Annotated in this window: 15 protein-coding genes; 9 read left to right on the forward strand and 6 right to left on the reverse strand. The window is 40.5% G+C overall.

The window, feature by feature from the left end:
• Positions 1-262 precede the first annotated feature (262 nt).
• Both AC3ANV_RS02770 and glcR read right to left on the reverse strand, forming a co-directional pair.
• Entirely contained in the window at positions 263-1141 is an 879-nt protein-coding gene (locus AC3ANV_RS02770; protein ID WP_488312161.1) for a Cof-type HAD-IIB family hydrolase, read from the reverse strand.
• A 1-nt stretch (position 1142) separates the two neighbouring features.
• Positions 1143-1922 carry a transcriptional regulator GlcR gene (gene glcR, locus AC3ANV_RS02775; protein WP_488312162.1) on the reverse strand — a complete coding sequence of 260 codons (780 nt, stop codon included), beginning with the start codon at positions 1920-1922 and terminating at the stop codon, positions 1143-1145.
• A 343-nt stretch (positions 1923-2265) separates the two neighbouring features.
• On the opposite strand from glcR, the gene AC3ANV_RS02780 reads away from it, so the two are divergent.
• Positions 2266-3504, forward strand: coding sequence for an ATP-binding protein (locus tag AC3ANV_RS02780; protein WP_488312163.1), 1239 nt, complete (start codon positions 2266-2268; stop codon positions 3502-3504).
• 102 nt (positions 3505-3606) lie between these two features.
• Here the strand turns inward: AC3ANV_RS02780 and AC3ANV_RS02785 are convergent, their stop codons facing one another.
• From AC3ANV_RS02785 to AC3ANV_RS02795, 3 genes are all read right to left on the reverse strand, one after another.
• Entirely contained in the window at positions 3607-3999 is a 393-nt protein-coding gene (locus AC3ANV_RS02785; protein ID WP_488312164.1) for a C40 family peptidase, read from the reverse strand.
• 156 nt (positions 4000-4155) lie between these two features.
• A complete protein-coding gene (locus AC3ANV_RS02790) occupies positions 4156-4818 on the reverse strand; it encodes a hypothetical protein (RefSeq protein ID WP_488312165.1) in 663 nt (220 codons plus the stop codon).
• A 134-nt stretch (positions 4819-4952) separates the two neighbouring features.
• Positions 4953-6809, reverse strand: a complete 1857-nt coding sequence (locus tag AC3ANV_RS02795) for a SpoIID/LytB domain-containing protein (protein WP_488312166.1) — start codon at positions 6807-6809, stop codon at positions 4953-4955.
• Between the two features lie 281 nt (positions 6810-7090).
• Here AC3ANV_RS02795 and AC3ANV_RS02800 point away from each other — a divergent pair, with 281 nt between their 5' ends.
• From AC3ANV_RS02800 to AC3ANV_RS02815, 4 genes are all read left to right on the forward strand, one after another.
• Positions 7091-9082: a glycoside hydrolase family 3 protein gene (locus AC3ANV_RS02800; protein WP_488312167.1), complete on the forward strand. Its 1992-nt coding sequence runs from the start codon at positions 7091-7093 to the stop codon at positions 9080-9082.
• Positions 9083-9226: 144 nt separating this feature from the next.
• Positions 9227-10135, forward strand: a complete 909-nt coding sequence (gene murQ, locus AC3ANV_RS02805) for an N-acetylmuramic acid 6-phosphate etherase (RefSeq protein ID WP_488312168.1) — start codon at positions 9227-9229, stop codon at positions 10133-10135.
• A gap of 101 nt (positions 10136-10236) precedes the next feature.
• Positions 10237-11598 (forward strand): PTS transporter subunit EIIC, encoded by a 1362-nt coding sequence (locus tag AC3ANV_RS02810; RefSeq protein WP_488312169.1) that lies wholly within the window; start codon positions 10237-10239, stop codon positions 11596-11598.
• 196 nt (positions 11599-11794) lie between these two features.
• Entirely contained in the window at positions 11795-13075 is a 1281-nt protein-coding gene (locus AC3ANV_RS02815; protein ID WP_488312170.1) for an L-cysteine desulfidase family protein, read from the forward strand.
• Positions 13076-13219: 144 nt separating this feature from the next.
• On the opposite strand, the gene AC3ANV_RS02820 is transcribed toward AC3ANV_RS02815, so the two are convergent.
• Positions 13220-13933 (reverse strand): GntR family transcriptional regulator, encoded by a 714-nt coding sequence (locus tag AC3ANV_RS02820; RefSeq protein WP_488312171.1) that lies wholly within the window; start codon positions 13931-13933, stop codon positions 13220-13222.
• Positions 13934-14221: 288 nt separating this feature from the next.
• On the opposite strand from AC3ANV_RS02820, the gene AC3ANV_RS02825 reads away from it, so the two are divergent.
• The 4 genes from AC3ANV_RS02825 to AC3ANV_RS02840 are packed head-to-tail and all read left to right on the forward strand — an operon-like array spanning position 14222 to position 18170.
• Positions 14222-15325, forward strand: a complete 1104-nt coding sequence (locus AC3ANV_RS02825) for an amidohydrolase/deacetylase family metallohydrolase (RefSeq protein WP_488312172.1) — start codon at positions 14222-14224, stop codon at positions 15323-15325.
• Positions 15303-16412: a DgaE family pyridoxal phosphate-dependent ammonia lyase gene (locus tag AC3ANV_RS02830; RefSeq protein WP_488312173.1), complete on the forward strand. Its 1110-nt coding sequence runs from the start codon at positions 15303-15305 to the stop codon at positions 16410-16412. Before AC3ANV_RS02825 ends, AC3ANV_RS02830 begins: the two co-directional genes overlap by 23 nt.
• Positions 16409-17164 carry a 2-dehydro-3-deoxy-phosphogluconate aldolase gene (gene dagF, locus AC3ANV_RS02835; RefSeq protein ID WP_488312174.1) on the forward strand — a complete coding sequence of 252 codons (756 nt, stop codon included), beginning with the start codon at positions 16409-16411 and terminating at the stop codon, positions 17162-17164. The genes AC3ANV_RS02830 and dagF overlap by 4 nt, the downstream gene beginning before the upstream one ends.
• Positions 17157-18170: a sugar kinase gene (locus tag AC3ANV_RS02840; protein ID WP_488312175.1), complete on the forward strand. Its 1014-nt coding sequence runs from the start codon at positions 17157-17159 to the stop codon at positions 18168-18170. Before dagF ends, AC3ANV_RS02840 begins: the two co-directional genes overlap by 8 nt.
• The last annotated feature ends 3 nt before the right edge of the window (positions 18171-18173 follow it).

Consider the following 18173-nt stretch of genomic DNA (forward strand, 5'->3'; position numbering starts at 1 on the left):
CCTCCGAATCTATTCTACAGAATATCATAGAATCAGGGGTAATAGCATAGATTTAAAGCAATTGAGCATTGGTTTTTACAGGAAATGAATCTTCAGCCATGCAGCAAGTGTATTTATGATGACAAAAAAATGAGTGTCCTCAACTGAACACTCAAAGAAGCAAATATTTTTTATATGTCTCCTAATTTATAGCTCAAACTCGGATTGTCACGCCGCAATTGCGTTACGCCAATCCGAGTTTAAGTACCGTGGGTTAAAAACATCATAAAGCAAGTTGACGGGGATCATGTGTTAGGGAATAAATGAAATGTGCAACGCCGTCTTCGATATTCGTAAGGGTTACTTCATGACAGCAATCTTTAATTTCCTTATGGGCATTTCCCATTGCTGCACTTCTTCCCGCTATTCTTAGCATTGATAAATCATTGAAGCTGTCGCCAACTGCAGCTGTATCGGCTAAGTTGATCTTTAACTGGTTGGCGAGAATTTCTAAGGCAATACCTTTTGAAGCCTTTTTGTGTTCTAATTCAAAATTATGTTTTGCAGATGTAACAAGCGTTACATCCTTCATATCCTCAAAATTTGCCCAGCCTTTCCTCAGCTTCTCTTCATCAAACGAAAAAGCAAGGATATTATAAAAATCTACATCCGTCTCTATAAGGTCTTTGTAAGACTTAATAAAGGAAAAACCGGTTTGACTGAATTGCTTTTCAGCAGCGTATTTCAGTTGATCGATGCTCACTTCGGGGTTCGCACTTTTCACTCTGTCCATTTCGATTGCTAAAAGCTCCCTACCGTCCTGCGGAGTCAAAATAGAATGATTGCTGAACACCTCGTAATAGTAGTCTTCTTTTTCAAGCCAGCTTAGAATGTTTAGGGCATCCGGCCGATTGATTGGTACGGAGTGAAACAGCTCGCCACTTGGCTGGTGGATTGTCGCTCCATTCGCACCGATAATCCAGGTTTTAATACCGGTATTTTTAAAAATGGCTTGAACATCAAAATGGGCACGGCCTGTTGCCACCACTACTTCAACACCATTGGATTGGGCGAATTGAATGGCTTCCAAATTCCTTTTGCTTATTTGGTTTTCTTCGTTAAGTAATGTGCCATCCAAATCCACAGCAATTAGTTTTACCATCTTAATCCTCTCCCTCGTTTTCTTGCTCTGCTGTTAACAGTTCCACATTGCTTTTTCGTAACAATTCCATGAACGCTTTTGGGGGTGTTTTATCAGTAATTAACAGATCAATATCTTTTAGATCAGCAAAACGAAAAAAATCAGTGTTCCCCAGCTTTGTATGGTCTGCCAATAAAATTACCTGTTTTGCCTGCCGGATCATTTTTCGTTTTACCACGCCATCTTCCTCATGGGCAATGGTTATTCCCCGTTCAGATATGCCGACCACCCCGATAAAAGCTTTATCGACATGGTATTCTGAGAGTTTTTCAACTACAGTTGAACCATACAGAAATCGATGCTCTTTTTGCAGAGTACCGCCTAAGAGCTGAATATTCACTTCCGATTTGGAAGATAATACTTCAGCGAGATTAATGGAATTAGTAATAATAGTACAATCCATGTTTTCAATTTGTTCGGCACAGGATTGAACGGTTGTGGAGGCATCCAATATCACTCTGTCACCGGGATAGATTAATGAGGCAGCTTTTTTTCCAATAATCTTTTTTTCTTCAGAAACAGTTTTCAGGCGATGAGAATAGTTTTTTACTTCATGGTGAACGGATGGAAGGATGGCTCCTCCACGTGTACGCACAATCGATTTTTCTTCTTCGAGTCTGACAAGATCCCTTCTTGCTGTATCTCTTGAAACATCAAAGAGTGAACAAATTTGTTCAACAGAAATCCTGTTATTTTTTTCAAGGAATTCCAAAATAGCTAACAACCTTTCCTCTTGATACAAGGAATTACACCAACCTTTTAAGTATTTATAAGTAATTATAACTCATTTTTGTGCATTTGCAATTGATTATAAGTGATTTTAAGTAAAAATGATAAAAACACTTAAGGATATTGTGGTATCACTTGAGGCAACTATTGTTACTCTGCCAATGATGAAATTGTTTTTTAAATCATGTAATCGTTTTCTCCAGCGATAGACCCACACATTATAAGTTTCAATTTCTATCATTTTTTTCAGAAAGGGGAGAGAGAAGCAGAAATGTTTAATTCATAAATTTGTCAATATATTCTATTGATATATGCTATGATATAAGCATAATATACTAATTTATGAGGACAATGTTATGAATAAATCGGGGCAGATTATACTAGTGTTCATGTCGATCTTATTTACCGCCTATCAACATCTTATGGATCATAGGCCTTTTTTTACGATCGATTTTGTTATTTTCGCCATTATTGCGTGGCTGGGTGGATGGCAATATGATAAGGCAAGATATTATGAAAAAAAAGCACGTGCCAGTGAGGATAGCTATAAGAAATTAATAGATTCATTACCTGATCCGGTTTATGTTTGTCATAATCATAAGTTTCTTTATGTAAATAATGCTGTTGTTTCGATGGCTGGCGCTGCCACTAAAGAGGAAATCATCGGAAAATCTATTTTTGATTTTATTGTTCCTGAGTATGAAAACCGTTTGCTGGAACGTTTCAAGCAGATAAAAAAAGAGAAATCACCTGTCTGCACGATTGAATACAAAGCAAAACGTATCGATGGATCGACGTTTTTCTTTGAAGTAACTTCTTTATTTATTGTTTTTGGCGGAAAAGAGGCTGTGCTTTCTATTGGAAAGGATATTTCTGAGAGAAAGGAACAAACAGAACGGATGCTGCAAAAGTCTGAAAAACTGGCACTATTGGGCCAAATGGCGGCGGGCATCGCTCATGAAATCCGTAATCCCCTCACTGCTATAAAAGGATTTATTCAGCTATTCAAGTCGGGTACTCCGAAGGAAGAATACGTAGATATTGTGTTAGCTGAGCTTGATCGGATCAATGCGATTGTGGGTGAATTCCTTGTACTTGCCAAACCGACTGCAGCTGTTTTTGCAGAAAAGGATGTAAGATCTTTAATAAAAGATGTAATCACCTTAATTAATACCCAATCTATTTTGTATAATGTTCAAATTTCCCATGAGTTTGACAGCGATTTGCCCATGGTCAGCTGTGAGGAAAATCAGTTAAAGCAAGTTTTTCTAAACCTTCTTAAAAATGCAATTGAAGCCATGCCTGAGGGCGGAAATATTGATATTAAGGTGAAGACAAAAGAAGAGGGTAAAATTATTATCCGGATCAGTGATCAAGGGATCGGAATTCCGAAAGAAAGAATTCCCACACTGGGAGAACCATTTTATACAACAAAGGAAAAGGGGACCGGACTTGGCCTCATGACCTGCTATAAAATTATCGAAAGCCATTACGGTGAGTTAACGATCCACAGTAAAGAGAATGAAGGAACCACAATCGAAGTTATTCTGCCGACGATATCCCAGCCGTTATTAAAGCGGGAATTCGTTTTTTAATATATGACATACACAGGAAAACCGCCGGAGCTATTCCGACGGTTTTTCTTCATTATAATACGAATGGTAGGAAGTGCAGCGGAAATTGGCTGAAAAGATGAACTAGAACACTCTTTTTGCTCCGATCAGTACTGTATTCCAATAAGGGCTTAATTCTGAAACTGTTACCTTCTTGCCGTCTCGGAAGGTATGAATTATTTGGTTATTCCCTATATAAAGTGCAACATGCCCAATTTTACTGAGCCCCTTTTTATTTCTCCTATTACTGGTTGTAAAGAATAGCAGGTCCCCTTTTTGTATTTGGTGAAAAGGTATTTCTTCTCCTACAAGGAATTGCTGCCGCGAATTCCTAGGCAGAAAAATGCCATTTACATGAAAGATATATTGAATAAAAGAACTGCAATCAAAATTTTTTGATTGATAAGGCTGAGCATTGAAAATATACGGAATGCCTATGAACCTAAAAGCTGTCGATAATATCTTTTTAGCTAACATAACAACCCCTCTCAAAAATAAAAATAACTAGTAAATATAATTTATTACCGTATTTCTATATTTGATTGGACAAGTTACACTATTAAAAAGTTTTCTACGGTGCCTGACACCGTCCGTAGACAAAATAAACGTTTTGTCCGTATCGTGTGGACATCGTTAGGGTAATTCTAATTTATTAACGATAGCATCTACTAATGTATTTAATGGATTAATAATAGTCTTAGAGGTTTCAGCTTCAACTTTTCGTGCTGCATCCACCATAGATAATTGGGCAACAGAAATAACTCTCTTTTCATTTGTAATCATTTGATTTAAAAATCCGGAGACTTCTTGAATGTATTCCTCTTTACGATCTTGCATGATTAATTCAAAAGCATTATTAATGATGGCAACCTCGATATCTAAAGATTTTTGGTGCCGGTTCGCAAATTGATGAAGTCGTTCCATTGTACCTTGAACCGTTGCAGGGTTTGTAAATACTATAGTCTGGGATTGCTTTAGATTGCAGAGGTAATCAAAGTAAGGTTCATCAATTTTAATAATTGGCATTGAGAGGGAGAGTTTCTCTTCCTGTAAAAGTGCTATATAGTTTGTGCAGGTAATAAGAATTGCATCAACATTACATTGGGCAATCCATTCCAGTTGCTCTTTCACCTTATTCTTCGCAGCATCCTTCCGGGAACGATCATCATTTGAAACACGATACATCAATCCCGGATCAACGAAATGGATTAATTCTAAATCGTATAGTGAAAGGGCAGCTTCTATATATCCGATATTGGAATGATGTGCGTGTAGACATCCTAATCTTTTTGTCAATTTTTATTTCACACCTTTCATAGTGACAGGCACCGTTCGTGGACAAACACTTGTATTTGTTCTTGTATAATGGACACTTTTGGCAAAGGGCCTTTTTCATTTTTTTGATATGAATTTATGATAGAAACTTGGGATTAATTAATCCTTGCCCCGCTTGCTCCAAGTCTGTGTCCTTGAATGGTTGTGTTGTATGCCATAATTCCGCTGGAATAAAAGTAATAGGTTGCCGTTCCTACTTTTACCCATCCTGTTTTCATGGCACCATTGGCATCAAGATAATACCAGCTTGTGCCTAATTTAAGCCAACCCGTTTTCATGACGCCGCCGGCATCGAGATAATACCAAGTTACCCCTGATTTTATCCATCCTGTTTTCATGGCTCCGCTAGCATCGAAATAATACCAACTTGCTCCTAATTTAAGCCAACCTGTTTTCATAGCACCCGTACTATCGAGATAATACCGGGTTGTCCCTGATTTTACCCAACCTGTCTTCATGACTCCGGTTGAATCCAGATAATACCATATTGTGCCTAATTTGATCCAACCCGTTTTCATGACACCGTTATTATCAAAATAATACTTCTTACCGCCAACATTTAGCCAGCCTACTGTTGCTTTACCCGTGCTATCAAGGTAATAAGAATTAACACCTTGCTTGATCCAGCCGGTTTTAAGATTGTTTTTTTCAAGTGGTTGATAAATCTTGGAAACAACGGTACCGGGGTAGTAAAAGGATAAAATGTCCTTGTATGCAATTCCTGCAAGTGCCCGATTCTGCGCCCCGTATTGGCTCATGCCGACGCCATGGCCGTAACCGGTTCCTGAGATGGTATACACATCAGTTGTTTCTGCGGAATTTGAAATTAAATTACTCCTCATTTGTGTAAAGCCGATGAAAGAGCGAACCGTGTCGGCATTTAAATGGGTGATATCCATTGTGTTAAGGACAAGCTTTCCAGTCGAGTCAACCTGATCCTTTACAAGAAATGTGAAGGATATATCGCCTCTGCTTACGCGGCCGCTGTCCGTAGGCTCATAGAATGCTAGTTTTGGAATCGAAATAATTTTGATTTCCTTATTACTGTATCCATTTTTAGCAAGCCATGCTTTGAGATTATTGGAAAGCGTTTGATCAACCTCAGTAGTTTTGTTCCACCAAGTATTAGGATGACTAAGGTCTAATTCCGTTGTATTGATCTGCTGTTTATGGATAGCAGTACTCCATTTGTATTGGGTATCGTAGTCATCCTTTTGTATTGGATAATATGGCAGCAGCGTTTTTCCAGTCTCATTAAAATTATTTTCCGTCATACCGCCATTTGAAGCGGAAAACATTGCATCAATTGCCGTACCATTATACGTAATGATCTCGCCTGCAGTTTCATCAACAGCAGCATTTGAATTAGCGTATAAACTGCCAGCCCCGCCGTAGGCTTGGTTGAAGGTTGTGTCATCGAGTGATTTATTTAAACGAAAGTAGGCAACGGTACGGGCAGCTACTGCCTGAGTTTTTAGAGCTTCCTTCGACCAGGAGGCATACATTTCAGATGGCACCACCGATTTCAGGTAATCTTCCATATTGATCGTGTTAACAGGACGAACATAAAGATTTTTTTCTACGGTAAAATTAAAGCTGCCTTGATAATCGCGGTTATTAATCATCACCCGATTATTTTTATTAACAGGTGTAATTGATACATTGACCGAGCCTGAAACGAGTTTTGTATTGCCATCATATAAACCTAGCTTTTGGTTCTCTACCTTTAGGGTATAGGTTTTGTTACTAATTAATAGATTCGAGGTTCCGTTTAAATAGTAACTTCCTGTTATTTTTAAAGTGATACTTGTTTGGTTTCCTAAATAATTTACCAGTTTTACATTTACTTGCGGTTCTACAGTATTTGGCACAGGTTCAGCAGCCTGTTTTGGACTAGGCATAATCCCCAGCAAAACAAACATCATAACAAAATACATTAACAGCTTTTTCATACAAGGACTCCTTTATTGATATTTGGATTATATTGTTATTTATATCATACTTCTTTAATAGATTAATAGACAGTGCCTGACACCGTTCGTGGACAAATTGCTAATTTGTCTATGTGGTGTGGACATTGGTTGGGCGATTATTCGATTTTAACCTTGGGAAGATACGGCTTGTTTTCGTTTCATTTGGCCAAAGAAGGCACAAAGCTAATTTTAGCGATTGTGCCTAATTCTTTTTTTTGAAACATAAATTAGAGACTACTAATCTTTTTGGAGGAGAAATAATGAGTGAATTTTCCCGGGGTGTTAAAGATTTAGTAATTGATTTAAATGTTCCCCAAGTTACAAGGGAGGTGAAGGATAACAAAATAGACTTACATGCCCTTCATGTCTATGATGATGGGCATTTTATGCTGGCTTCCAATAATATTTCATGGGAGTCATCCAATCAAACTGTTGCCTCTGTTAACCAAGCTGGAGAAGTTACGGTTACAGGGCATAACGGAAAAACCTTAATCTCCGTTAACGACGGCTGCTACAATGATCGGATTTCCCTCCAATATAAAGGAAATCAAGGGGACAAAGTGTTTCTTCAAAAAGAAGAAGGTGAATGTTATGACTTAATTGGCAACGCGCTAAAGCATATGTCACTTGAAGAAAAAGTTGGTCAAATGCTCATGGTAGACTTCCGAACATGGAACGGGCAAAACCTAACGGAAATGCAGCCTGAAATTGAACAGCTTGTAAAGGATTATCATCTTGGCGGTGTTATTTTATTCCGGGAAAACGTTGTGACAACAGAACAAACAGCCAAACTCGTACATTCCTACCATCAAGCAGCGGATAAATATGGACTTCTGATGGCGATTGACCAGGAAGGCGGAGTCATTACACGTCTTCAATCAGGCACAGATATGCCGGGAAATATGGCGCTTGGAGCCACACGGTCTGAAGCGTTGTCCGGGAAGGTCGGAAAAGCAATCGGTGAAGAGCTTAGAGCCCTTGGAATCAATATGAATCTAGCACCGGACCTGGATGTCAATATTAACCCGGATAATCCTGTCATCGGCGTTCGCTCGTTTGGCGGGGACCCTAGGCTTGTCGCAAAATTGGGCATAGCCTATAGTAAAGGACTTCAGGAAAGCGGAACGGCTGCAACCGGTAAGCATTTTCCGGGACACGGTGATACAGCGGTCGATTCCCATTTAGGACTGCCGGAAGTGCCATATGACCTGGACCGTTTGAAAAAAGTGGAACTATATCCTTTCCGGCAGGCGATGGACGCAGGTATTGATGCAATCATGACCGCACATGTTACGTTTACGAAAATCGATGACCGCAAGACCATTTCTAAAAAGGATGGAACAGAAATATCGCTTCCCGCAACGCTTTCCGATAAGGTTTTAACCGGTTTGATGCGGAAGGATATGGGCTTTAAAGGAGTTATTATTACCGACGCGATGAATATGCAGGCAATCAGCGACCATTTTGGGCCGGTTGATGCCTCCATTCGGGCTGTCAATGCCGGGGCGGATATTGTATTGATGCCTGTTGGTATCAAAGAAGTAGCGAATGGCCTTTATGATGCCGTCAAAAGTGGAGTGATTCCGGTTGAGCGAATTGAAAAATCAAATGAACGCATTTTAGCGCTGAAGTTAAATAGAGGAATCATCAAGCCTGAAACTGAAAATAGCATCGATAACAAAGTGGCCAATGCTCTAAACGTGGTTGGCTCCGTAGACCATAAGGAAATTGAAAAAGAAGCTGCGGCTAAATCTATTACTCTTGTTAAAGATAATGCCGTACTTCCGCTGAATGTAACAGAGGGAGATAAAATTGTTGTCGTAGGATCTAGCGGCTATTATGCGGACCGCCTCTTTGCTCAAGTACAAAAGCATCATGATAACGTAACTTTTATCGATACATCCAAGCCGTTATCAACACAGCAATTATCCCAAGTGAAGGATGCCAAGTCTATCATTTTAGGAACCTATACAACAACCGTTTCCGGAAGTGCTTCAAGCAGCAGGCATATGCAGCTGACCGCACAAACGGATGTCCCCGTCATCGCAGTAGCCATTCGAAATCCATATGACATTATCGCCTATCCAAAGGTGGATGCGTATCTTACCCAGTACGGATTTACCAATGTCAGCTTTGAAGCTACAGTCAAAACCATTTTTGGTAAAAATAATCCTGTCGGCCGGCTCCCGGTTACTATTTTTCATTCATCCGGGGAAGTATTGTATGGGTTTGGTCACGGGTTAGGGTATTAGAATTTTTGCTTTTGTGAAATAGTTTTAAAAAATAATTTCAGTTTTCTGAATAAAAAATTGAATTAATATTTTAAAAATCCCATAACGATGATAATGAGAAAACGCTTTCTTCATAGCATTTACCAACAGGAGGAAATAGAAACAATGGAAGAGAATCTTGCCGTTTTAACAACGGAATTACGAAATGAACGTTCGATGAATATTGATCATTTAGGGCCAATGGAAATTTTACGAATAATGAATGAGGAAGATCAAAAAGTGGCAGCAGCTGTACAGGAAGTTCTACCCGATGTGGAGGTAGCTGTAAATTATACGATTGCTTCTTTCCGCAATGGGGGGCGGCTCGTGTATATTGGCGCCGGAACAAGCGGCCGTCTTGGGGTATTAGATGCTGTTGAATGCCCGCCGACCTTTAGTACTGATCCGCAAATGGTGCAAGGCATTATCGCCGGGGGCAAACGGGCTCTTGTTAAAGCGGTAGAGGGAGCAGAAGATCAACCCGATCTTGGGGAAAGTGATTTAAAAGATATCGGTTTAACGGAAAATGATACCGTCATTGGAATCGCGGCGAGCGGGCGTACCCCTTATGTCATCGGTGCGTTAAAATATGCCCGCAGCATTGGGGCTAAGACAATTGCGCTGTCATGTAACAGGAATGCCGCTATTAGTAAAGAAGCCGATCACAGTATCGAAGCGGTTGTCGGACCGGAGGTTCTGACGGGTTCAACCCGTTTAAAGGCGGCAACTGCCCATAAGATGATATTAAATATGATTTCTACCTCTTCGATGGTTTTACTGGGAAAAGCATACGAAAATCTAATGGTCGATGTGCATGTTAGTAACAAAAAACTAAAGGAGCGTGCCATTTCAATCATTTGTAAAATTACCGGTGCGTCCTATGAAACTGCGTTAGCGGCACTTGAAGAAGCGGATCTTCAAGCGAAAACAGCGATTGTAATGATTAAAGCAGATGTAACGAAACAAGCATCGATTGAATTATTATCCCAAGCGAACGGATCGGTTCGCAGGGCGATTGGTATGGCTAAAAGTTAACGGAAGATAAGGGGCAACTGCTTTTACAGACGTAAAAAAACATCATTCATTCATTCCAAACGGGAAAAATTTTTGATATAAATCGGAATGGGGGAAAATACATGGCTGGAGAAAATCAAGTTTTAGCGGCAAAGATTCTTGAGCTATTAGGGGGGCCGGCGAATATCTCGGATTATACACATTGTATGACAAGGCTTCGTGTTAAAGTAATGGATCAATCCATTGTCAATAATGCTGCTATTAAGAAAATCGAAGGGGTTTTTGGACTTGTAGAGGAAGAGACGCTGCAAATTATTTTAGGTCCAGGCATCGTTAATAAAGTAGCAGAGGAGTTTGGGAGAATCATTGATGATTCGAACGAAATTAATTTGAAGGATCGGGCAGCAAGCAAAAAAGCTGAATTAACTAAAAAAAATGCTACGCCGTTCAAGCTCTTCTTACGGGAAATTTCCAGTATCTTCATTCCATTGATACCGGCGCTAGTTGCATCCGGTTTAATTACCGGTATTTCAAAAGCTATTATTCAAGCAGGCTGGCTGGCAGCCGATTCGCAACTTGCCATGATATTAACGGTTATCGGCGGAGGACTATTTAGTTATCTTGGCATCATAGTCGGTATCAATGCTGCGAAAGAATTCGGGGGTTCTCCGGCACTTGGTGCGCTGGCCGGGATTTTAATGATTAACCCGGCAGCCGCCGGGATTAAGCTTTTTGGCGCCGCTTTATTACCAGGACGGGGCGGGCTGATTGGAGTTCTGTTTGCCGCTATTTTTATTGCGATTGTTGAAAAACGTGTACGCCGTTATGTTCCGCAATTACTTGATATTATTTTAACGCCGACAATTGCTTTATTGATTACCGGAATTGTTACGTATCTCGTTTTTATGCCAATCGGCGGTTTTATTTCAGATGCGATTACAAAAGGATTAACATCTGTTTTGAACTACGGCGGTGTTTTCGCCGGATTTGTTCTTGGAGCGACCTTCCTGCCGTTAGTTGTTACCGGTTTACATCAAGGCTTAACGCCAATCCATCTTGAACTGATTAATAAGCTCGGAAATGACCCGCTCCTTCCGATTTTGGCGATGGGCGGTGCAGGTCAGGTTGGTGCAGCCTTTGCGATTTATTTTAAAACGAAGAAGACACGCTTAAAACGAGCCGTTGGCGGTGCCTTGCCTTCCGGAATTCTCGGCATTGGCGAACCGCTGATTTTCGGTGTTACGTTGCCATTAGGCCGCCCGTTTTTAACGGCTTGCTTAGGTGCCGGTGTAGGTGGAGCTTTTGAAGCAGCTTTTCATGTATCGACATTAGCTGTTGGAGTTTCAGGCTTGCCGCTTGCCTTCCTTGTCATCACCGGTAAAGTTTTATTCTATTTAGTTGGTGTCTTAATCGCCTATGCTGCAGGTTTTGTTTTTACCTACCTATTCGGTTTCAAGGATGAAATGGCCGGTGAATTTGATTGATCTGACCTGTTTCGGTGACAGGCACCGTTCGTGGACAAATTTGATATTTGTCCGTGTATGGCGTACACAGGCGGAAAAACTGGCCGAAGTTTGTAAATTCCCAGATTATGAGGATAGCTTTGTGGTTTAATTGAACAATATAATATAATGGTATATTAATAATGTTATTTCATCATGAATTATAGGTGGGTGCTGAGTGGACGAACAAAAAATTTTCAATATATTAGAAAAGGAATTGGTTGTTGCATTGGGGTGTACTGAGCCGGTTGCGATCGCATTAGCTGCGGCAACAGCAAAAAAATATCTTAAAGGCCCTGTTGTTGAAATTCAAGTTAAAGTAAGTGGAAATATATTAAAAAATGCCAAGGCTGTTGGGATTCCAGGGATGAATTCAACAGGAATCGATTTTGCAGCAGCAATTGGATTTGTTGCCGGGAATCCTGATAAAAAACTTGAGGTCCTTGCAGATGTAACGTCTGATGATGAAATCCTAGCAATTCAATTGATTCAAACAGGAATGATAACGGAATCAATCGCCGAAACGGCAAAAAAGCTTTATATTGAAATCATCGTAAAAGCGGAGAAAGAACTGGTTAAAGTAATCATCGCAGATAATCATAGTAATATTACGCTGATTGAAGTAAATGGAAAGGCAATTTATCAAGGTGGATGCGAACATATCGGAATTTTATCTGATGATGAATCACTTTCCGGCCTTACGATTGCAGAAATTTTCGAATTCATCACGACTGTTAATCCTAGCGCACTTCAACTGGTCAAAAAAAGTATTGAATTAAACAAAGCAATAGGTTTAGAGGGTTTATCCAATTCCTACGGATTAAGTGTGGGGAAAACGATCAAGGAAAATGTTGAAAAAGGATTTTTGTCAGATGATTTGGCTACAAGGGCAATGTCCCTTGCCGCAGCAGGTTCTGATGCAAGAATGGCCGGCTCTGTACTTCCCGTAATGGCCAACACAGGAAGCGGGAATCAAGGAATAGCGGTCACTTTGCCTGTGGTGGCAGTTGCAGAAAAATTAAATGTTAATCAGGATGTTATGGTTCGTGCCGTAGCACTTAGTCACTTACTTACGATCCACATTAAATCGAAATTCGGAAGGCTGTCGGCTCTTTGTGGTGTAACTGCTGCAGGAATGGGCGCAAGCGGTGCGATTGCATTTTTATTAGGCGGGGGACTTACCGAAGTGGAAGCGGCTGTACAAAATACGATTGGAAATGTGACCGGCATGATTTGTGATGGTGCAAAGGCAGGCTGTGCTATGAAGGTGTCCACTTGTTCAAATGTTGCCGTCCAATCAGCGCTTTTAGCAATGAATAATAAAAAAATCCAATCCTCGGATGGCTTTATTCATAATAATGTTGAAAAAAGCATCGAAAGCTTTTGCAAGCTAGGCAATCAGGGCACGCTGCAAACGGATCAATTGATATTGGAACTTATGTTGGAGGAGAAGGTTTAATCTGGTGACAGGCACCGTTCGTGGACAAATTTGATATTTGTGCGTGTAGGGAAGACATAGTATTTGAAGAGCAATAGAAGAAAAGGCAACGCCCCCATCAAACGGGCGTTGCCTTTCTCATTTCATAAAATACGATCTGCTAGCCTACATATCATAGTTCACTACATATTGCTGCATTTGTGTTTTATAGTATCCTTCACTAAACTCAACTGCTTCTTCCTTTTCATCATAGGAATAACGCGATCTTTTTAATAAGTGCGTTCCTTTTTTTACATGCAATTTATCCTCTACATGGGAAGGGGCGAGGGAAACAACAAATTCATCTCGAAATTTTTCTAGAGAAATTCCTTGTTCCTCAATAAAATCATAGAGGGAATGGAAATCTAACTGTAGAGGTTCAGTGTCTGTTATTCTAGTTGGTAAATAATGGGTGTAATAGATATAGGGAACATCATCAAGGTAATAAAGCCGTTCGATTCGGAGACTCTTCTCCCCAAATAATCGAAATGGCTCTGTGCCTTCATTATTGTCTACTATTTCTGCATGTAATCTCTGTTTTTGAATTTTACGACCCTCTTCTACCAGTACTTCCGTAAAGCGTTTTCCTTTATAGAGTTTTGTGGCAACGGTATTTCGGATTACTTTCGTTCCTACACCACTCCTCGCTTCGAGAAAGCCTTCTTGGACAAGTTCTTTAATCGCATTTCGGACCGTAATTTTGCTCACATTGAACTCTCTTTCCAAAAGTGGCTCAGAAGGAATAATCGTCCCAATTCGATATTCGCCGTATAAAATCCGGTCCTTCAAAATATTTTTTACCTGCAAATATAAAGGTCCTTTTTTTCGAGATATGCTCACTGTTTTATCTACTGCCTTTCAATGTATATAGATCACATCTACTAATTTTAACAGGAGAAGTAGATATAGGTCATTACCTATTTCCTTCTATTTTAACGAAGTAAGCAATTAACCATTGAATCAAAGAGATCATATAGAGAAGTTCACAAAAATATTTAAAACATTATAACGTTATATTGACCTGAACGAAAATTAATGCTAACCTATTCTTGTAATAAAAACCAAAGAAGTGGATGTAAACGAATACAAGTACCGAGCTTTTAAGGTTTACCGAAAAGGATGAGGGAAATGACAGATAGTTTTGTACTACAGAATGTAAAAATGGTAGATGGAAGTTCTGTAGATATCATTGTAGATCATAGAAAAATTGCAGCAGTTGTCCAGGCTGGAATGGGGGTCGGCAAGAAAATAGTCGACTATCAGCATAAGGTATTTGTTTCCTGCGGCTGGATTGATATGCATGTCCATGCCTTTCCAGAATTTGATCCATATGGAGATGATGTGGATGAGATTGGCTATAAAACAGGCGTAACCACGATTATTGATGCCGGCAGTACGGGAGCTGATCGCATACCCGACTTAGTTCACAGTAGTAAAAATTCCAAAACGAATGTTTTTGCTTTCTTAAATATTTCACGAATCGGCTTGAAGCAAATCGATGAGTTGTCTGATCTTTCTTGGCTGGATGAAGTGGAATTAAAAAGAGCTTTTGCTGAACACAAGGATTTTATCGTGGGATTGAAGGCTAGGATTAGCAAAAGTGTAGTGGGACCAAATGGGGTAGAACCGTTAAAATTGGCTCGGAAGTTTTCTGAGGATACCGATTTGCCGCTGATGGTTCATATTGGTTCAGGTCCGCCTGATATTAATGACGTCCTGGATTTACTTGAAAAAAAGGATATTATTACACATTACTTAAATGGGAAAGCCAATAATTTATTTGATGAAACGGGAAAGCCTCTCCCTAAGTTTCTTGAGACAATCGAACGCGGGGTTCATTTAGATGTTGGTCATGGCAATGCCAGCTTCTCTTTCCAAACGGCAGAGCAAGCGAAAAAGCATGGTATCCACTTTGATACGATTAGTACGGATATTTACCGCAAAAATCGTTTGAACGGTCCGGTTTATAGTATGGCCCATGTCCTAACTAAATTTTTATCTTTGGGATATTCCCTGAAAGAGGTCATTGATGCCGTTACGGTTCATGCAGCAAAATGGTTGCAAAAACCGGCTCTAGGGAGGATTCTAGCAGGAGATATCGCAAACCTCACATTATTTTCTGTTGAGGATGAAGTGACTTCTTTAGTTGATTCTGAAGGAGAAGAACGAACAGCAGATCAAAGGATCGCGGTAAAAGGAGTGGTGATAAATGGAGAATACATTGAATGCTAAATACGGCTTGAAAAGGGTCATCAATGCCAGTGGTCGGATGAGTATTTTAGGCGTTTCGGCTCCAACAGACACCGTAATGGAAGCAATGAAAATCGGCGGGCAAAATTATGTGGAGATTTCTGATTTAGTTGATAAAGCAGGGCAGCATATTTCCGGGCTGCTTCAATCGGAAGCAGCAGTTGTCGTCAACTCGGCATCAAGCGGCATTGCCCTATCTGTAGCGGCGATCGTAACAGAAGGAAACCGTCGGAAAAGTGAAAGACTCCACCAAGAAAAGATTCAAAAAAATGAAATAATTATGCTCAAGGGCCATAACGTCCAATACGGGGCGCCGGTCGAAACGATGATTTTCCTCGGTGGTGGAAAATTAGTGGAAGTAGGATATGCCAACGAGGGAAAAGCAGAGCATATTGCCGCAGCCATTACTGAAAATACGGCAGCGATTTTATTCGTAAAATCACATCACGCTGTTCAAAAAAATATGATTTCCGTTGAAGAAGCCTGGGAAGTGGCCCAAGCAAATAACATTCCATTGATTGTTGATGCTGCTGCTGAAGAAGATTTAAAAAAATATGTACAAGTTTCCGATTTAGCGATTTATAGTGGATCAAAAGCAATTGAAGGTCCAACGTCAGGAATTGTTGCCGGGAAACAAACATATATCGATTGGTTAAAGGTGCAAATGCACTGTATCGGACGAAGCATGAAGGTCGGTAAGGAAACAACCTTTGGACTGTTGCAGGCTTTGGATGAGTATTTTGTCAAAACGGACAATAGTGAAAAAGAAAAAGCTAGCTTACAAGTTCTTAAATCACTGGAGTCTATAGACGGTGTAAAAGTAACGATTGTACAGGATGAAGCGGGACGTGCCATTTTTAGAGCCCGGATTCAAATTGATACTGCGGTTACGAATACAACAGCCAAGGAAGTAAACGACAAGCTAAGAAATGGTGGAATTGCGATTTATACACGTGATTACGGAATTCGCCAAGGCTTTTTTGACATTGATCCACGACCATTGCAAGGCGATGACATTTACGTGATTGAAGCCCAATTAAAAGCGATTTTAGGAGGAAGCACAGAATGACAAACATTGAAAAACGTTTTTATCAAAACCGTGTGGCATTAAATGTCCTCGCTAATAGTATTGAAAATGCTGTCGAAGTTTTTGAAGCTGCGGAAGGGCATGTATTAGTTGGGGTGCTTTCAAAGGATTATCCTACTGTTGAGGCTGCTGTTGCTGCAATGATGGAATACGGGGCAGCGATCGATGAAGCAGTTTCGATTGGACTGGGTGCCGGTGATAATAAACAAGCCTCCGTTGTGGCAGAAATCGCAAAATACTATCCGGGAAGCCATATCAATCAAGTGTTTCCTGCGGTAGGAGCGACGCGTGCCAATTTAGCTGAAAAGGATAGCTGGATCAATTCTCTTGTATCGCCAACAGGTAAAGTAGGTTACGTCAATATTTCTACTGGTCCTATAAGTGCTGCTGCCGGTGAAACGGCCCTTGTTCCGATCAAAGCTGCGATTGCGTTAGTACGTGACATGGGAGGAAATGCACTGAAATACTTCCCGATGAAAGGTTTAAAGCATGAGGAAGAGTTTCGTGCCGTAGCAAATGCTTGTGGTGAAGAAGGGTTTGCTCTAGAGCCAACCGGAGGCATTGATTTAGATAATTTTGAGAAAATAGTAGAAATTGCCCTTGAAGCAAAAGTGCCTAAAATTATTCCTCACGTTTATTCATCGATAATTAATAATGAAACTGGAAAAACAAATCCGGAAGACGTTAGGAGATTATTGGAAATTTCTAAAAATCTGGTTGAAAAATATGTCTAAACAGATCGTTGCTTTCGGCGAAGTAATGATGCGTTTGCAGGTGCCGGGTTATGAGTTACTGACACAGGCTAACACATTACAATATTCTTTTTCAGGCACGGGAGTAAATGTTGCATCTGCGATGACCAAGCTAGGCTATGATGGATATTTAGTTACTAAATTACCGGAAAACCCTTTAGGTGATGCGGCGATTGCTTTCTTGCAGCGATTGGGCATCGACCGCAGATTCATCTCTAGAGGTGGCAACTATTTGGGACTGTATTTTTTAGAAAATGGCTTCGGACAGCGTGCCAGCCGTGTGACTTACACCAATCGATTGGAAAGCAGCTTTAATACCGCTCGCGTTTCTGATTATGCTCTGGATTTGGTTGCGGATCAGGCAGATATTATCCACTTTTGCGGAATCACACTTGCGATGACGGATGGTGTTCGCGAGAGTATGAAGGTGCTCGCTAAAAAGGTGAAAGAAAAAGGCGGCTTAGTTTGTTTCGACTGTAATTACCGCCCTTCTTTATGGGAGGGAGGATACAGCCAAGCAAAACCGCATTATGAAGACATGCTTTCATTGGCTGATATCGTCATGATGAATGAAAAAGATGCGCTGTATATTTTAGGAATGGAGACGGCGGAAACCTCCAGGGAAGAACAGCTGAAAGACCTCATTCCTAAGGCGGCAACAAGATTTAACATACAAACTGTGGCCGGAACACATCGAGGGATTAACAGTGATAACACCCATTCATTACGCGGGTACATGTATAAAGATGGAGAGTTTACCTTCTCAAAAAATATTTCTTTTTCCGTATATGATCGAATTGGTGCCGGCGATGCTTATACTAGCGGGATTTTGCATGGTGAGCTGGCGGGATTTTCACCAGTGAAAACTGTCGAGTTTGCAGCCGCAGCGGGAATGTTGGCTTGTACGATTGCAGGGGATACCCCGATGTCAACGGAAGCTGAGATTTTAACAGCCATGGCTGGTACCATTGAGGATATAAAGCGATAAAGG

It is taken from the genome of Neobacillus sp. DFD-2R (genome assembly GCF_057747865.1).